The organism is Archangium violaceum Cb vi76 (assembly GCF_000733295.1).
Lineage (GTDB): Bacteria > Myxococcota > Myxococcia > Myxococcales > Myxococcaceae > Archangium > Archangium violaceum.
In genome coordinates this window covers 100,085-113,440 of the sequence record NZ_JPMI01000227.1, presented here as the reverse complement: position 1 = coordinate 113,440, position 13,356 = coordinate 100,085, and the positions used below count along the sequence as shown (strand labels likewise).

General features: G+C 67.7%; 13 protein-coding genes. 4 read left to right on the top strand and 9 right to left on the bottom strand.

Features of this window, described 5'->3' with window-relative positions; translation table 11 throughout:
• Window positions 1-4: 4 nt before the first annotated feature.
• Window positions 5-700 (bottom strand): hypothetical protein, encoded by a 696-nt coding sequence (locus Q664_RS30500; RefSeq protein ID WP_043403540.1) that lies wholly within the window; start codon window positions 698-700, stop codon window positions 5-7.
• Between the two features lie 223 nt (window positions 701-923).
• Between Q664_RS30500 and Q664_RS30495 the strand changes: the two genes are divergently transcribed.
• Entirely contained in the window at window positions 924-1,433 is a 510-nt protein-coding gene (locus Q664_RS30495) for a SixA phosphatase family protein (protein WP_043403562.1), read from the top strand.
• Window positions 1,434-1,460: 27 nt separating this feature from the next.
• Entirely contained in the window at window positions 1,461-1,793 is a 333-nt protein-coding gene (gene cyaY, locus Q664_RS30490) for an iron donor protein CyaY (RefSeq protein WP_043403539.1), read from the top strand.
• A 91-nt stretch (window positions 1,794-1,884) separates the two neighbouring features.
• Here cyaY and Q664_RS30485 read toward each other — a convergent pair whose 3' ends face one another.
• From Q664_RS30485 to secA, 6 genes are all read right to left on the bottom strand, one after another.
• Entirely contained in the window at window positions 1,885-2,823 is a 939-nt protein-coding gene (locus Q664_RS30485; protein ID WP_043403538.1) for a diguanylate cyclase, read from the bottom strand.
• Between the two features lies 1 nt (window position 2,824).
• Entirely contained in the window at window positions 2,825-3,379 is a 555-nt protein-coding gene (gene frr, locus Q664_RS30480; protein ID WP_043403537.1) for a ribosome recycling factor, read from the bottom strand.
• Window positions 3,380-3,420: 41 nt separating this feature from the next.
• Window positions 3,421-4,173: a UMP kinase gene (pyrH, locus tag Q664_RS30475; RefSeq protein WP_043403536.1), complete on the bottom strand. Its 753-nt coding sequence runs from the start codon at window positions 4,171-4,173 to the stop codon at window positions 3,421-3,423.
• A gap of 163 nt (window positions 4,174-4,336) precedes the next feature.
• Window positions 4,337-4,990 (bottom strand): translation elongation factor Ts, encoded by a 654-nt coding sequence (gene tsf, locus Q664_RS30470; protein ID WP_043403535.1) that lies wholly within the window; start codon window positions 4,988-4,990, stop codon window positions 4,337-4,339.
• A 140-nt stretch (window positions 4,991-5,130) separates the two neighbouring features.
• Entirely contained in the window at window positions 5,131-6,102 is a 972-nt protein-coding gene (gene rpsB / locus Q664_RS30465) for a 30S ribosomal protein S2 (RefSeq protein ID WP_063934780.1), read from the bottom strand.
• A gap of 251 nt (window positions 6,103-6,353) precedes the next feature.
• Window positions 6,354-9,194 carry a preprotein translocase subunit SecA gene (secA, locus tag Q664_RS30460; RefSeq protein WP_043403534.1) on the bottom strand — a complete coding sequence of 947 codons (2,841 nt, stop codon included), beginning with the start codon at window positions 9,192-9,194 and terminating at the stop codon, window positions 6,354-6,356.
• Between the two features lie 272 nt (window positions 9,195-9,466).
• Between secA and rlmM the strand changes: the two genes are divergently transcribed.
• A complete protein-coding gene (gene rlmM, locus Q664_RS30455) occupies window positions 9,467-10,531 on the top strand; it encodes a 23S rRNA (cytidine(2498)-2'-O)-methyltransferase RlmM (RefSeq protein ID WP_235216942.1) in 1,065 nt (354 codons plus the stop codon).
• A gap of 27 nt (window positions 10,532-10,558) precedes the next feature.
• A complete protein-coding gene (locus Q664_RS30450; protein ID WP_043403533.1) occupies window positions 10,559-11,248 on the top strand; it encodes a diguanylate cyclase domain-containing protein in 690 nt (229 codons plus the stop codon).
• Between the two features lie 90 nt (window positions 11,249-11,338).
• Here Q664_RS30450 and Q664_RS30445 read toward each other — a convergent pair whose 3' ends face one another.
• On the bottom strand, window positions 11,339-12,256 hold the full coding sequence (locus Q664_RS30445) for a M23 family metallopeptidase (protein WP_043403532.1): 918 nt from the start codon (window positions 12,254-12,256) through the stop codon (window positions 11,339-11,341).
• Between the two features lie 257 nt (window positions 12,257-12,513).
• Window positions 12,514-13,275 (bottom strand): Stp1/IreP family PP2C-type Ser/Thr phosphatase, encoded by a 762-nt coding sequence (locus tag Q664_RS30440; RefSeq protein WP_198956148.1) that lies wholly within the window; start codon window positions 13,273-13,275, stop codon window positions 12,514-12,516.
• Between the last annotated feature and the right edge of the window lie 81 nt (window positions 13,276-13,356).

Below are 13,356 nucleotides of genomic sequence, written 5' to 3'. Positions count from 1 at the left end.
CCCCCTACTGCGCCTTCCCGCCGAAGGACTTGAGCATGTCCTGGTAGTTCCGCATCAGGTCCTGCTCGCGGGTCAGCACGAGGTCCACATTGGCATCCCCGTGGATCTTCCGGACGGAGACGAGCTTCTCGGTCTCCTCCACGCGTTGGCGCATGACCTCGATCTGGGGAGCCAGCTCCTTCTGCTGCTCGGGCTTGAGGCGGGCCTGCATCTCCTCGAGCTTCTCGAGCTCGCCGGCGAGGTCCAGCATGGCGGCCATGTGGCGCTGGGTGATGACGTCCGTGATGAGGGAGCCGATGCGGTTGACGTCCTCCTCGGAGAGGCCAGCCGCGCGGCGGGCCTGGGCCTCGGACTCGGCCTTGCTCTCGATGGCCTTCATGGACTCGGTCATGCCCACGGGCCTGCCCTGCGCGTCCAGCGTGCCGGCGGTGAGCCGGGCCTTGGCGGCCTGGAGCTCCCGGGCCATGGCGGCGTAGGCGTCCAGCACCTGGCGCTGGTAGCCGACGTAGGCGTCCAGCTTCGCCTGGGTGAGGGCATAGGGCTTGCTGTCATCGAACGCCTCGGGGGCCTCGGTGGGGGCCTCCCGCGAGCCCTCTCCGGCCTCCGTCCCGGCGGCCTGCCGGGCAGGCGCGGGGGCCTCCTCCTTCTTGCAGCCGGACAGCACTCCCGCGGCGAATAGCACCCACAGCAGCTTGCGCATCCACACTCCTCCAGGGGTCCTCCCCGGTCACACGAGGGGCGGAGTATACGTCCACACACAGTCGGCCACGGACGGGATTGCATCCGCTCCGGGCGGAACGGCCCCAGGCTGCCTGCCCACCGGCGGGAGGGGCCGCCACCAACCAACAATCGCCGTATTACCTTTGACCAACCCGGGCGCGGTCGTGTACGAACCGCGGTCCGTTCAGAGCGGTGGAGGCACCTTGAGGATCTTCCTGGTAAGGCACGGCGAGGCGGACGCGGAGGCCCCCGAGGGACTCGGTGACGAGGCACGCGCGCTCACTGCCAAGGCCCGAGCCAGCACGGCCGCGCATTTCGCGTCGCTGGCGGAGCGTATCGGTCCGGTTTCGCTCGTGCTCACGAGCCCGTTGGTGCGCACGGTTCAGACGGCGCAGTTGCTCTCCACCATCCTCAAGCACGAGGGCACCCTGCGGGCCCACCGTTGCCTGTTGCCGGACATGCCGGTGGGCGCCGTGACCCCCGTCCTCGACGATCACACGGGTGAGAACATCGTGCTCGTGGGCCACCAGCCGTCCATGGGCGCGCTGGCCACCCACCTGCTGGGCATGCAGTCCTTCCCCAAGCAGGTGAACCCGGGCACCATCATCGCCATCGAGCGCCCGGACTCCACCGAGCCCGGCGTCGCGCCCGCCCCGGCGAAGCTGCTGTTCTTCGCCGCTCCCGGCCAGCAGGTGCTCGACGTCATCCAGTAGCCGCTCCGTTTCCTGGAGGCTCCACCGATGATGGACGAAGCGAGCTACAACCAGCTCGTCTCCGCGGCGTTCAAGCGCATCATGGCCGCCGCGGATGCGCTCGACCCGGATGACCTCGAGGCCGAGAGCATGGGTGACATGGTCACCCTGACCACGCCCTCTCGCGAGAAGTGCATCGTCAACACCCAGCGCGCCGTGCGGCAGATCTGGGTCGCGGGCCGCTCGCAGGGCATCCACTTCTCCTATGACACCGCCAGCGGCTCCTGGCTGGACGACAAGGGGAAGGGGCTCGAGCTGTTCCGCTTCGTGGCGGACGTGGTGCGGGACATCTCCGGTCAGGAGCTGGTGTACCCGGGGTAATCCCGGCTCGACCCGAGATGCCCGACACCCTCACCCCGACCCTCTCCCAGAGGGAGAGGGAGGAGTGGGGAGCCTGGGTTGAGAGGGTGGGTTACTCGGCGGCGGGTTCCGCGGGCGTCTGACGGCCGCCCTCGACGCGATCTCCGCCCGCGGCCTGAGCCCGGCGCAGCGCGTCTCCCGCCTCCTTCATGAGGCTGCCGAAGCTCACCTGCGCCTGGCCCTTCTGCGCCGACGGCTCGAACACCGCCAGGCCCATGGACGCCGTCAGCCCCGGCACCGACTCCACTTCCTTCACCCGCTGCCGTAGCCGCTCCGCCACCACCATCGCTCCCTCGTGCGGCGTGTACGGCAGGAAGACGATGAAGCGACCCTCGGCGAACGGCACCGCCACGTCGATGTCTCGCAGCGCCTCGGAGAGCCGCCGGAGCACCTCCGCCAGCGCGGACGTGCGCTGGGCCGCCGGCAGCGTGGCAAGCCGCTCCGCGTACCGGTCCGGCTCCAGCAACAGGTAGGAAATGGGGTAGCGGTACCGGCGGCTGCGCTTCACTTCCATGAAGAGCAGCCGCTTGAGGAACTCCAGGTCCGCTCCGGACGAGCTCGGCTCACGGCGGGGCCCCTGATGCTGCATCAACTGCATCTCGGTGCGCACCACCGACACCGTCTCCCGGGCCTGCGCCAGCTGCATCATCAGGCTCACGCAGGACACCACGGTGGCCCGTTTCAGCGGACCCACCAGGCACGCCTCCGCGCCCGCGGCGGCCGCGCGCGCCTCCGGCTGCTCCTCTTCCGGCAGGTACAGCAGGAGCACCGGAATCGTCGGTGCCTCCTCCTTCACCTGCCGGCAGAGCGTCTCGCCGTCGAAGCTCTCCGTGACAGAAGCCAGCACCAACGCGGGCGCCAGCTCGCGCACCCGCTCCAGCGCATCCCGGACCTCGGACGCGACCGTCACCTCATGGCCGGCGTTCTCCAGGAACTTGCGCAGCGCCCCGGCCACCGAGGCGGATGGCTCCGCGACGAGAATGAAGGCCATCTCAGACCTCCATCACTTCCTTCTCCTTCTTGGAGATGATCTCGTCCACCTTCTTCACGCCGTCGTCCGTCTCCTTCTGCACCTTTTCCGTCAGGCGCTTGGAGTCGTCCTCGGTGATCTTCTTGTCCTTGAGCTGCGCCTTGATGGCTTCGTTCGAGTCGCGGCGGATGTTGCGGATGGCGACCTTGTGCTCCTCGCCCTTGGTCTTCACCTGCTTGGCGATCTCCTTGCGCCGCTCCTCGGTGAGGGGCGGGAAGGGCAGGCGGATGACCTCACCGTCGTTCATCGGGTTGATGCCGAGGTTGGCCTCGCGGATGGCCTTCTCAATGTCCTTGAGGACGCTCTTCTCCCACGGCTTGATGATGATGAGCCGGGGCTCGGGCGAGGTGATGTTGGCCACGCCGCTCAGCGGGGTGGGCGTGCCGTAGTAGTCCACCCGGATGCCGTCGAGCAGGTTGGGACTGGCGCGGCCCGTGCGCACCTTCGTCAATTCCCGACGGAGATCATCGAGCGTCTTGTCGATACGGCCCTTCAGTTCGGTCACGGCGTCTGCCATGTGCAGGTCTCCTTATGAAGTGAAGCGCGTCCGTGCTTCTCTCAGGCCCAGGCCGTCTCGCCCACGCCCACCACGGTTCCGATCTCGCCCGCGTCGCCCAGGATGGCCTTGCCGATGTTACCGCGCTGGGTCAGATCGAACACGATGATCGGCAGCTTGTTGTCCATGCAGAGCGAGATGGCCGTGGAATCCATCACGTTCAGATTCTGCTTGAGGACGTCCATGTACGTCAGCGTCCGGTAGCGCCGCGCCGTGGGATCCTTCTTCGGATCCGCGCTGTAGATGCCATCCACCTTGGTCGCCTTGAGGATGACCTCGGCGTTGATCTCCATGGCGCGCAAGGAAGCGGCGGTGTCCGTGGTGAAGTACGGGTTGCCGGTGCCCGCGGCGAAGATGACGATGCGGCCCTTCTCCAGGTGGCGCACCGCGCGCCGGCGGATGTAGGGCTCGGCGATCTGCTCCATCTTGATGGCCGAGAGCACCCGGGTGTGGCAGCCCTGCTTCTCCAGCGCGTCCTGCATGGCCATGGAGTTGATGCAGGTGGCGAGCATGCCCATGTAGTCGGCGCTCGCGCGATCCATGCCCTCGGTGGAGCCCGCCACGCCGCGGAAGATGTTGCCGCCGCCGATGACCACGGCCAGCTCCACGCCCGCCTCCGCCACCTCTTTGAGCTCCGAGGCGATGCGCGACAGCGTGGGAGGATGGATGCCGTACTTCCCCTCCCCCATCAGGGCTTCGCCCGACAGCTTGAGGAGGATGCGCTTGTAACGACGGGCCGTGGCTGGAGCGGACATTGGCCCCGCTTGTATCCCTCGCCCCGGCGGCGATCAACGCCCGAGTGCCTCGGCCGTCCGCCAGTAGCCCCTCCCCTGGCTCCCGGCCCCACGAACGGCAAGGGCCGCGACGCCCCGGGGAATACCGGAACGTGCGGCCCTCGGCACGGCGGGCGGCGGACGGCTAGGCCTGGCCCAGCGTCTTGGCCACCTCGGCGGCCAGGTCATCCTTCTTCTTCTCGATGCCCTCACCCACCTCGTAGCGGACGAAGCGGCGCACGGCGACCTTCTCGCCGATCTTCGCCGCACGCTCGGTGATCATCTCACCGACCTTCTTCTTGTCGTCCTTCACCCAGAGCTGGTCCACGAGGCACACCTGCTCGTAGTACTTCTCCACCTTGCCCACGAGGATCTTCTCCCACATGGCCTCGGGCTTGCCCGCCTGCTTGAGCAGCTCGCGCTGGATCTCCTTCTCCTTGTCCAGCTGCTCGGTGGGGACCTCCTCGCGGCTCACGAACTTGGGGTTGGCCGCGGCGACCTGCATGGCCACGTCCTTGACCAGGTCCTGGAAGTCCGTGTTGCGGGCCACGAAGTCCGTCTCGCAGTTGACCTCCACGATGACGCCGATGCGGCCACCGTGGACGTAGGTGCCGATCATGCCCTCGGCGGCCACGCGGCTGGCCTTGCCCGCGGCGCGGGAGATGCCCTTCTTGCGCAGCCACTCCTCGGCCTTGGTGAAATCACCGCCGGTCTCGGCGAGGGCCTTCTTGCAATCCATCATGCCCGCGCCGGTCTTCTCGCGGAGCTCCTTCACCATCGTGGCGCTGACCTCGGCCATGTTCGTCTCCAGGGACCCACCCCGTGACTGGGGGGGAATTGAGTTTGAAGGTACTGCTGGGGTTGAAAAGGAAAAGCCGGGCAGCGACCAAGCGCCGCCCGGCTGGACTCCAGGCGCTCCTCGGAGGGAGCGCGGCGGCACTACTCGGCGGTCGTCTCCCCGCCCTCGCCACCCTCGGAGGCCTCGCCCGCGGAGGCAGGGGCAGCGCCCTTCATCTCCACGAGGGGACCGCGGCGCTCGCCGCCCCGGTCACCACCCCGGCGCTCACCACCCCGGTCACCGCGGCGCGGCCCACGGCGGTCGCCCCGGTCGTCACGGTCGCGGCGATCGCCACGCTCCTCACGGCCCTCATCCTCCTCACGGTCGGCCGCCCCGCTGGCGCGGTAGCGAGCCCCGCCCTCGATGCACGACTCGGCGATCTTCGAGGTGAAGAGCTTGATGGAGCGGATGGCGTCGTCGTTGCCCGGGATGACGAAGTCGATGCCGTCCGGGTCGCAGTTGGTGTCCACCACGCCGATGACCGGGATGCCGAGGCGGTTGGCCTCGTGCACGGCGATGTGCTCCTTCTTCGGGTCGATCACGAAGATGCACTTGGGCAGCTTGGTCATCTCCTTCACGCCGCCCAGGTTCTTCTCCAGCTTCTCGCGCTCACGCTCGAGGGCCGCCACTTCCTTCTTCGGGAGGCGCTCGAAGGTGCCGTCCTCGGCCATCTTCTCGAGCGTCTTCAGGCGGTCGATGCCCTGCTTGATCGTCTTGAAGTTGGTCAGCGTGCCACCCAGCCAACGGCTGGTGACGAAGAACTGACCGGCGCGGCGCGCCTCCTCCTGGATGACGTCCTGCGCCTGCTTCTTGGTGCCCACGAAGAGCACCGAGCCGCCGCGGCCGGTGATGTCCGACACGAAGCGGAAGGCCGCGCGGGCCATGTTGACCGTCTTCTGGAGGTCGATGATGTAGATGCCGTTGCGGGCGCCGAAGATGTAGGGCTTCATCTTCGGGTTCCAGCGCTTCGTCTGGTGGCCGAAGTGAACACCGGCCTCCAGGAGCTGCCGCATCGTGATGCCGCTGGCGGCGGCCATGGCCTGCTGCTGAGTCGTATTGTCTTGCGTTTCCATCTCGGTTCTTCCTCCACGTTCCGTAAGGATTCCGGCCGTTTGCTCCCGAACAGGAGCACCGAGGGCCGGCAAGAACGTGTGTGTAGTGGGTTGACTGGAACGACAAACCCACCACCAGCCAGGGGCTGGCGGCGGGCGGGCTTCTCTAACAAAACCCATGCCGCCGGTGCAAGCTTCGCGACGCGGGGTGGGAAATGGTGGACGGAAGCCGGGCACCCAGGAGGGCTGGGGCCCGGCCCGCCGGGGGGCGCCTAGACGCTGGCCTCGCTCGCCCCGTGGCACTTCTTGTACTTCTTGCCGCTGCCGCAGTGGCACGGATCATTGCGGCCCAGCTTGGGGCCTCCGGCCGGAGCGCCCTGGCGGGTGGCGGCGGCCGGACGGGGGGCGGCGGCCTCGGCCAGCTTGCCCTCGGAGTCCGCACGGCCCTCCTGCATCTGACGCTGGCGCTGGGCCATCTGCCGGGCCAGCCGGGCGGCCTCCTCGGCCGCGTCGGAGGCGCCCTTGGCCTGCACCCGCATCATCTGCATCGCGAACTGGGTGCTGATGGCGCCCAGCATCTGCATGAAGCCGTTGTAGCCCTCCTTCTTGTACTCCTGCTTCGGGTCCTTCTGGCCGTAACCGCGCAGGCCGATGCCCTGGCGCAGGTGGTCCATCGCCAGCAGGTGGTCCTTCCACAGCGTGTCGATGGTGACCAGGTAGCGCACCTGGAGGAAGCGCAGGAACTCCTCGCCGAACTCCTGCTCACGCGTCTGGATGACCTTCTCCGCCGCCTTGTAGATGTCCTCCTGCAGCTGCTCGCGCGAGCCCACGTTCTCGAAGGACAGCTCCAGGTTGAGCGACTCCTTCACCCCGCGGGTGAGCGCCTCCAGGTCCCACGACGCCGGGTTCCTGGACGGGCAGTAGGTGTCGGTCTGCGAGACGATGACGTCCTCGACCGCGTCCAGGAGCAGCTCCCGGTAATCCGCCCAGGAGACGATCTGCTCGGAGCGGATCTTCGCGCGGGTCTTCTTGTCCTCGTCGTACTCCACCAGCGGGATGCCGGCACCGGCGGCCAGCACCTTGCGGCGCAGCTTGTAGATGGTGCGCCGCTGCTGGTTCATCACGTCGTCGTACTCGAGCAGGTTCTTGCGGATGTCGAAGTTGTGACCCTCGACACGCCGCTGGGCGCTCTCGATGGCGCGGCTGAGCCACACGTGCTCGATGACCTCGCCCTCCTCCATGCCCAGGCGCTCCATCAGGCCCGAGATGCGCTCGGACCCGAAGATGCGCATCAGGTCGTCCTCGAGCGACAGGTAGAAGCGGCTGCCACCCGGGTCACCCTGGCGGCCGGCGCGGCCACGCAGCTGATTGTCGATGCGGCGCGACTCGTGACGCTCGGTGCCGATGATGTAGAGGCCGCCAGCGGCCACCACTTCCTCGCGCTCCTTCTGCGTCTGCTCCTTGTACTTCGCCAGCGCGGCCTCGAAGCGCTGCTTGTAGTCGGCGAGCGCCTGCTGGTAGCCGGTCATGTCCACCGGCTGGCCGTCCGGCGTCGTCGTCACGGCGGGAGCCTGGGGCTCGGCGCCCACCTCGGACTTGGCCATCACCTCGGGGTTGCCACCCAGGAGGATGTCCGTGCCTCGGCCGGCCATGTTGGTGGCGATGGTGACCGCGCCCTTGCGGCCCGCCTGCGCGACGATCTCCGCCTCGCGCTCGTGCTGCTTCGCATTGAGCACGTTGTGGGGGATGCCCTGAGACTTGAGGAAGTTGGCCACCACCTCGCTCTTGGCGATGGACACGGTCCCCACCAGCACCGGCTGCCCCTTCTTGTGCAGCTCGACGATGTCCTTGGCCACCGCCTCGAACTTCTCGCGCTCCGTCTTGTAGACGACGTCGTCCTGATCCTTGCGGATCATCGCCCGGTTGGTGGGCACCACCCGGACCTCGAGGTTGTAGATCTTCGCGAACTCCTCGGCCTCGGTGTCGGCGGTGCCGGTCATACCCGAGAGCTTGGAGTACATGCGGAAGTAGTTCTGGAACGAGATGGTCGCCAGCGTCTGGTTCTCGTTCTCGATGTTCACGCCTTCCTTGGCCTCGACGGCCTGGTGCAGGCCGTCCGACCAGCGGCGGCCCGCCATGAGGCGGCCGGTGAACTCATCGACGATCATGACCTCGCCGTCGCGCACCACGTAGTCGCGGTCACGCTTGTAGAGCGTGTGGGCGCGCAGGGCCTGCTCCACGTGGTGGAGGGTCTCGATCTCTCCCGGATCGTAGAGGTTGTTGATCTTCAGCCGCTGCTGGATCTTCTCGATGCCCGCGTCGGTGAGGGACACCGACTTGTGCTTCTCGTCCAGGATGTAGTCCTGGTCCGGCACCAGGCCCGGAATCACCTTGTCGACGTTGTAGTACTTGTCGGTGGTGTCGTCGGTGGGACCGGAGATGATGAGCGGGGTGCGGGCCTCGTCGATGAGGATGGAGTCCACCTCGTCCACGATGGCGAAGTTCAGCTCGCGCTGGACGTAGTCCTGCAGGCGGAACTTCATGTTGTCGCGCAGGTAGTCGAAGCCGAACTCGTTGTTCTGCCCGTAGGTGATGTCCGCCCGGTAGGACTCCTGGCGCTGACGATCGTTCAGCTCGTGGAGGATGCAGCCGGTGGTCATGCCCAGGAAGCGGTGCACGCGGCCCATCCACTCGGCGTCGCGCCGGGCGAGGTAGTCGTTCACCGTCACCACGTGCACGCCGCGGCCGGACAGGGCGTTGAGGTACGAGGGCAGCGTGGCGGTGAGCGTCTTGCCCTCACCGGTGCGCATCTCCGAGATGCACCCCTGGTGGAGGAACATGCCGCCGATCATCTGCACGTCGTAGTGCCGCTGGCCGATCACCCGGCGGGCGGCCTCGCGGGTAATCGCGAAGGCGTCGTACAGCAGCTCGTCCAGCGGGCGGCCGTTCTGGACCTCCTGCTTCATCCGTGCGGTGGCGGCGGGGAAATCCTCATCCTTGAGCGCCCGCATCTTGCTCTCCAGCTCATTGATGCGGGCTACCTTCGGGTACGTTTTCTTGAGCTCGCGCTCATTCTTCGTCCCGATGATCTTCTTCAGCGTCCATTCGATCATGCGATTCTGACTCTCTCGCCGGAGAATCCTCGAAGGGACGCGGCGAGTGAAGGGAAATCCCTGGATTGTAGGTGGGATGCAGGAAGGAAACCATGCGTTTCTCCCGCGTCATTCCACCCGATTGGCCGCCGCGCGAGCGGCAGGACAGAGTAAAGCGGAACCGAGGCCACGCAATGCCCTCCCGTCGAAAAGAGACCCATCGTCCCGCAAGGCGCCCAGCTCCACGCCCTCAGAAGGGTTCCCCCCCTGCTCGGGGGGCGAAGCCGGCGCCCATGCCACATCCCGCGGTTCCACCCCGGGTGAAGCCACCGCCCATACCGGCGCCCACTCTCCCTTCACAACCCGGGCGGTGGCTCTGGACCTGCCGTGCCGGTTTCGAGCCCCACCTGTTCGAGGAGCTGGCGTGGGCAGGAGCGTCCCCCCGGCTGCTGGGCGAGGTGCTCGTGGAGAGCGAGAAGCGCCCGGCCGAGCCCCCCGTCTTCGCCCGCACGGGCATCCGCGTGCAGGCCTCGCTGCCGTCCGATCAACCTCCCGAGCAGCTCGCCGAGTCCATCTCCGCCCGGGTGCTCGAGGCGGTGCCCACCGGCTCGCTGGTGCTCCAAGCGTTCACGCCGGACAGCCCGGCCGGCAACCGGATGGCCGACGAGGCGGATGCCCTGCTGGAAGCGGTGCGGGCACGACTGCCCCCGGAGCGGCTGCTGGAGGAGACATGGCGGGCGCGTGAGGCCGGGGCCACGCTCGCCGAGCTGTGTGTGGCGCCCGGAGTGGTGCTGGTGGGCACGGTGCCCGCGCGCGAGGCCCTGTCGCTCTCGCCAGGTGGACGTCAGCGCATGCGGCGCTCGGCCGACTCCCCCTCTCGCGCGGCGATGAAGCTGGAAGAGGCGCTCGTCAACCTGCCCTTCGAGCCGGGCCGGGGTGAGGTGTGTGTGGACCTCGGCGCGGCGCCCGGCGGGTGGACGCAGCGGCTGGTGGCTCGCGGCGCGCGGGTGATCGCCGTGGACCCGGCGAAGCTCATGCCCGAGCTGGCCCGGCAGCCCCGCGTGGAGCACATCCAGGAGAGCGCCTTCGCCTACGCCCCCGAGGAGCCCGCTGACTGGCTCTTCTGCGACATGGCCTGGCGGCCCATCGAGGTGGCTCAGCTCCTGGCCAAGTGGGGCCGGCGCGGCTGGGCCTCGCACCTGGTGGCCAACATCAAGCTGCCCATGAAGGACAAGAACCCCATCCTCGTGCGGGTGCGGCACATCCTCACCCAGGAGGGCGGCTGGCAGGGCCTGACGATGCGCCAGCTCTACCACGACCGCGACGAGGTCACCGTCACCGCGCACAAGGTGACCTAGAGCGCCCCTCGCGGTTAAAGAACGGCCATGCCCTACGCCATCGACGAAGCCATGGCCACCGCGCTGGTGACCCTCTACCCCCGGCTCGTGCAGCGCTCGCCCGAGCCCGTGAAGGTCGCGCTCCAACGCCTGCTCGACGAGGAGCACGCCCGCCGCGGCGTGCCGGATGCGACGGGCGCGCTCAATCCCCTCGCCCTCACGCAGGGGACCCTCCTCAAGGAGGAGTTCGACCTCTCCACCCACGCGCACCACGCGGGTTGGACGCTGGGCGCGCTCATCGCCGACGTGAAGGGGATGATCCACGTCAACGCGCGCCACGGTTTCCCCGCCGGCGATGCGATGCTGCGGGCCGTGGTGGAGTCCCTGCGCTCCCAGTTTCCCGGAGCGAAGCTCGTGCGGCTGCAGGGGGACAACTTCGCCGTGCTGCTGGTGCCCACCTCGGGCCTCACGGTGACGGAGGCGCTCCGCGAGCCCACCCGCTCCCGGCTCTCCGCGGACGCTCGTGCGGTGCTGCCGGCGGGCGCCGAGGCTCCGGACTTCACGCTCGCCCTGCTGGAGCTCACCATCGAGCAGCCCACCCACTGGCAGGTGCTGGGGCCTCTCGTGTGGGGCGAGCTCGAGCGCGCCTATACCCTGGAGCGCATGGGGAACGCTGGAGGGCTACAGAAGCGGCGGCTTCAGCTCGGGGGGTTCGTTCCCGGACGCTCGGAGCCCTGAAATGCGAATGGGGTGAAGGTCCGATGACCCTCACCCCAACCCTCTCCCAGAGGGAGAGGGGGCTTCCGCGGGATTCAACCTGAGGGGTGATTACTCCTCGAGGATGAACTTGCGCGGGTTCTGCGGGATGCCGTTCACGCGCACTTCGTAGTGCAGGTGCGGACCCGTCGAGCGGCCCGTGTTGCCCACCGCCGCGATCAGCCCGCCACGCTTCACCCGGTCACCCGCCTTCACCAGGATCTTCGCCAGGTGGCCGTAGCGCGTCTTGATGCCGTACCCGTGGTCGATGACGATCACGTTGCCGTAACCGCCCTCCAGGCCCGCGAACACCACCGTGCCGTCCGACGGCGCGAAGACGTCCTTGCCGTGCGGCGCGGCGATGTCCATGCCCGCGTGCATCACCCGGTCCGCCGTGTACGGATCCAACCGCGAGCCGAAATCACTCGTCACCCAGCCACGCGTCGGCCACAGCGACGGCGTGGAGGCCAACAGCGACTTCTGATCCTGGAAGTACGCCTGCAGCTCGTGGAGGCTCTGCTCCTGCCGGGTGGCCTCGGCGCTCAGCCGGTCCAGCTTCCCCGTCAGCGCCTTGGGCGACTCCATGCTCGCCAGCTCGGTGAACGCCGTCTCCGCCGCCGGAGAACCCACCCCCGGCTCCTGCTCCACCGGACCCATGGCCAGGTTGCGTTGCGGATCCGACAACAGCGTGATGGCCCGCAGCTTCTGGTCGAACCGCTCCACCCGGTCCAGCGTGGAGCCAATGTGCTCGATGCGCTCCCGAACCGACTTCAACTGCCCGCGCAGCGTCAGGTTCTCCTCACGAAGAATCCGATTCTCCGCCGCGTCCCGAGCCACCTGGAAGTAGTGGAAGGTGGCCCCCAGGGCCAATCCCGCCAGCAGCAGAGCCCCGCCCCCCACCTGGAGGAACAGCGACTTCTGCACGCGGTAGCGCTTGACCGGAGATTCGTGGTCCGGGACCACGATCAGGGTGTAGGACTTTTTCGCCAATGCCAGCTCCCTTGTGCGCCTCAGCGCTTCGGCGTGCGCACCCGGGGCCAGAATCTAGGTCATGCCCGAGTGCGCTTCATCTCCCCCACGCCCCGACACCCGCCCATCCGTCATCCATCGTGCCTCTCAGGACACAGGAATCGTTTGGGCAGCTACCACCCGACTTCTCAGGGTGTCAAGTGAGGACACACGACACCCGACGTTCCACGTCCAGTCGCGTGGAACAATTCCAGGCGCCCACTCGGAGCGCCCTGATTTCAGGCTGAAACCTGAACGACGATGACGGTGATGTTGTCGTCGCCGCCACGCTCGTTCGCCAGGTCGATGAGCCGCTTGGGAACGTCGGCGAGGCTGGCCGAGGACTGCACCGCCTCGTGCAGTTCCCGGTCCTCGACCATGTTGGCGAGACCGTCCGAGCACAGCAGGAAGACGTCTCCTGGCTCCGCCACCACCCCCATCACGTCCACCTGGACTTCTTCCTCGAAGCCCACCGAACGCGTGATGATGTTCTTGTAGCGGGAGTGCTTGGCCTCCTCGGGGGTGATCATCCCGGCCTTGATCTGCTCGTTGACCAGCGAGTGGTCCTCGGAGATCTGCTGGATGAGGGGACCCCGGACGAGGTAGGCGCGACTGTCGCCCACGTGCGCGAAGAACGCCTGGTTGTCTCGCACGACGAGCGAGATGACCGTGGTTCCCATGCCCGAGAGGCGCGGATCCTCCTGCGCGGTGGTGAAGATGGCCAGACAGGCCCTCTCCACCGCCGTACGCAAGGCATCCGGCAGGAGCGCGTCCTGCAGGTTGGAGGTGGTGACGAACGGGTTGTCCCGACCTTCACGGGCCCGTCGAAGCTCCTTGTCGATGGTCTCGACGGCGATGCGGGAGGCGGTACCGCCCCCGGCATGGCCGCCCATGCCATCCGCGACGACATAGAGCTGTAGCTCGTCGTCGATCAGGAAGCTGTCTTCATTATGGTTGCGCTTACGCCCCACATCCGTGAGGCCGGCCGAGACGACCTTCATGCGGGGAGCCGCGGTCTGCCCTGCGGTTCTGGACACGGGCTGGATGCTATGTGAGGGACCTTATCGGAGCAAGGAGGCGTT

What these genes read in the sequence shown, in the direction of transcription:
- Q664_RS30500 (WP_043403540.1), bottom strand. Translation starts at nt 700, where the DNA reads ATGCGCAAGCTGCTGTGGGTGCTATTCGCCGCGGGAGTGCTGTCCGGC.
- cyaY (WP_043403539.1), top strand. Translation starts at nt 1,461, where the DNA reads ATGATGGACGAAGCGAGCTACAACCAGCTCGTCTCCGCGGCGTTCAAG.
- Q664_RS30485 (WP_043403538.1), bottom strand. Translation starts at nt 2,823, where the DNA reads ATGGCCTTCATTCTCGTCGCGGAGCCATCCGCCTCGGTGGCCGGGGCG.
- frr (WP_043403537.1), bottom strand. Translation starts at nt 3,379, where the DNA reads ATGGCAGACGCCGTGACCGAACTGAAGGGCCGTATCGACAAGACGCTC.
- pyrH (WP_043403536.1), bottom strand. Translation starts at nt 4,173, where the DNA reads ATGTCCGCTCCAGCCACGGCCCGTCGTTACAAGCGCATCCTCCTCAAG.
- tsf (WP_043403535.1), bottom strand. Translation starts at nt 4,990, where the DNA reads ATGGCCGAGGTCAGCGCCACGATGGTGAAGGAGCTCCGCGAGAAGACC.
- rpsB (WP_063934780.1), bottom strand. Translation starts at nt 6,102, where the DNA reads ATGGAAACGCAAGACAATACGACTCAGCAGCAGGCCATGGCCGCCGCC.
- secA (WP_043403534.1), bottom strand. Translation starts at nt 9,194, where the DNA reads ATGATCGAATGGACGCTGAAGAAGATCATCGGGACGAAGAATGAGCGC.
- rlmM (WP_235216942.1), top strand. Translation starts at nt 9,467, where the DNA reads ATGCCACATCCCGCGGTTCCACCCCGGGTGAAGCCACCGCCCATACCG.
- Q664_RS30450 (WP_043403533.1), top strand. Translation starts at nt 10,559, where the DNA reads ATGCCCTACGCCATCGACGAAGCCATGGCCACCGCGCTGGTGACCCTC.
- Q664_RS30440 (WP_198956148.1), bottom strand. Translation starts at nt 13,275, where the DNA reads ATGAAGGTCGTCTCGGCCGGCCTCACGGATGTGGGGCGTAAGCGCAAC.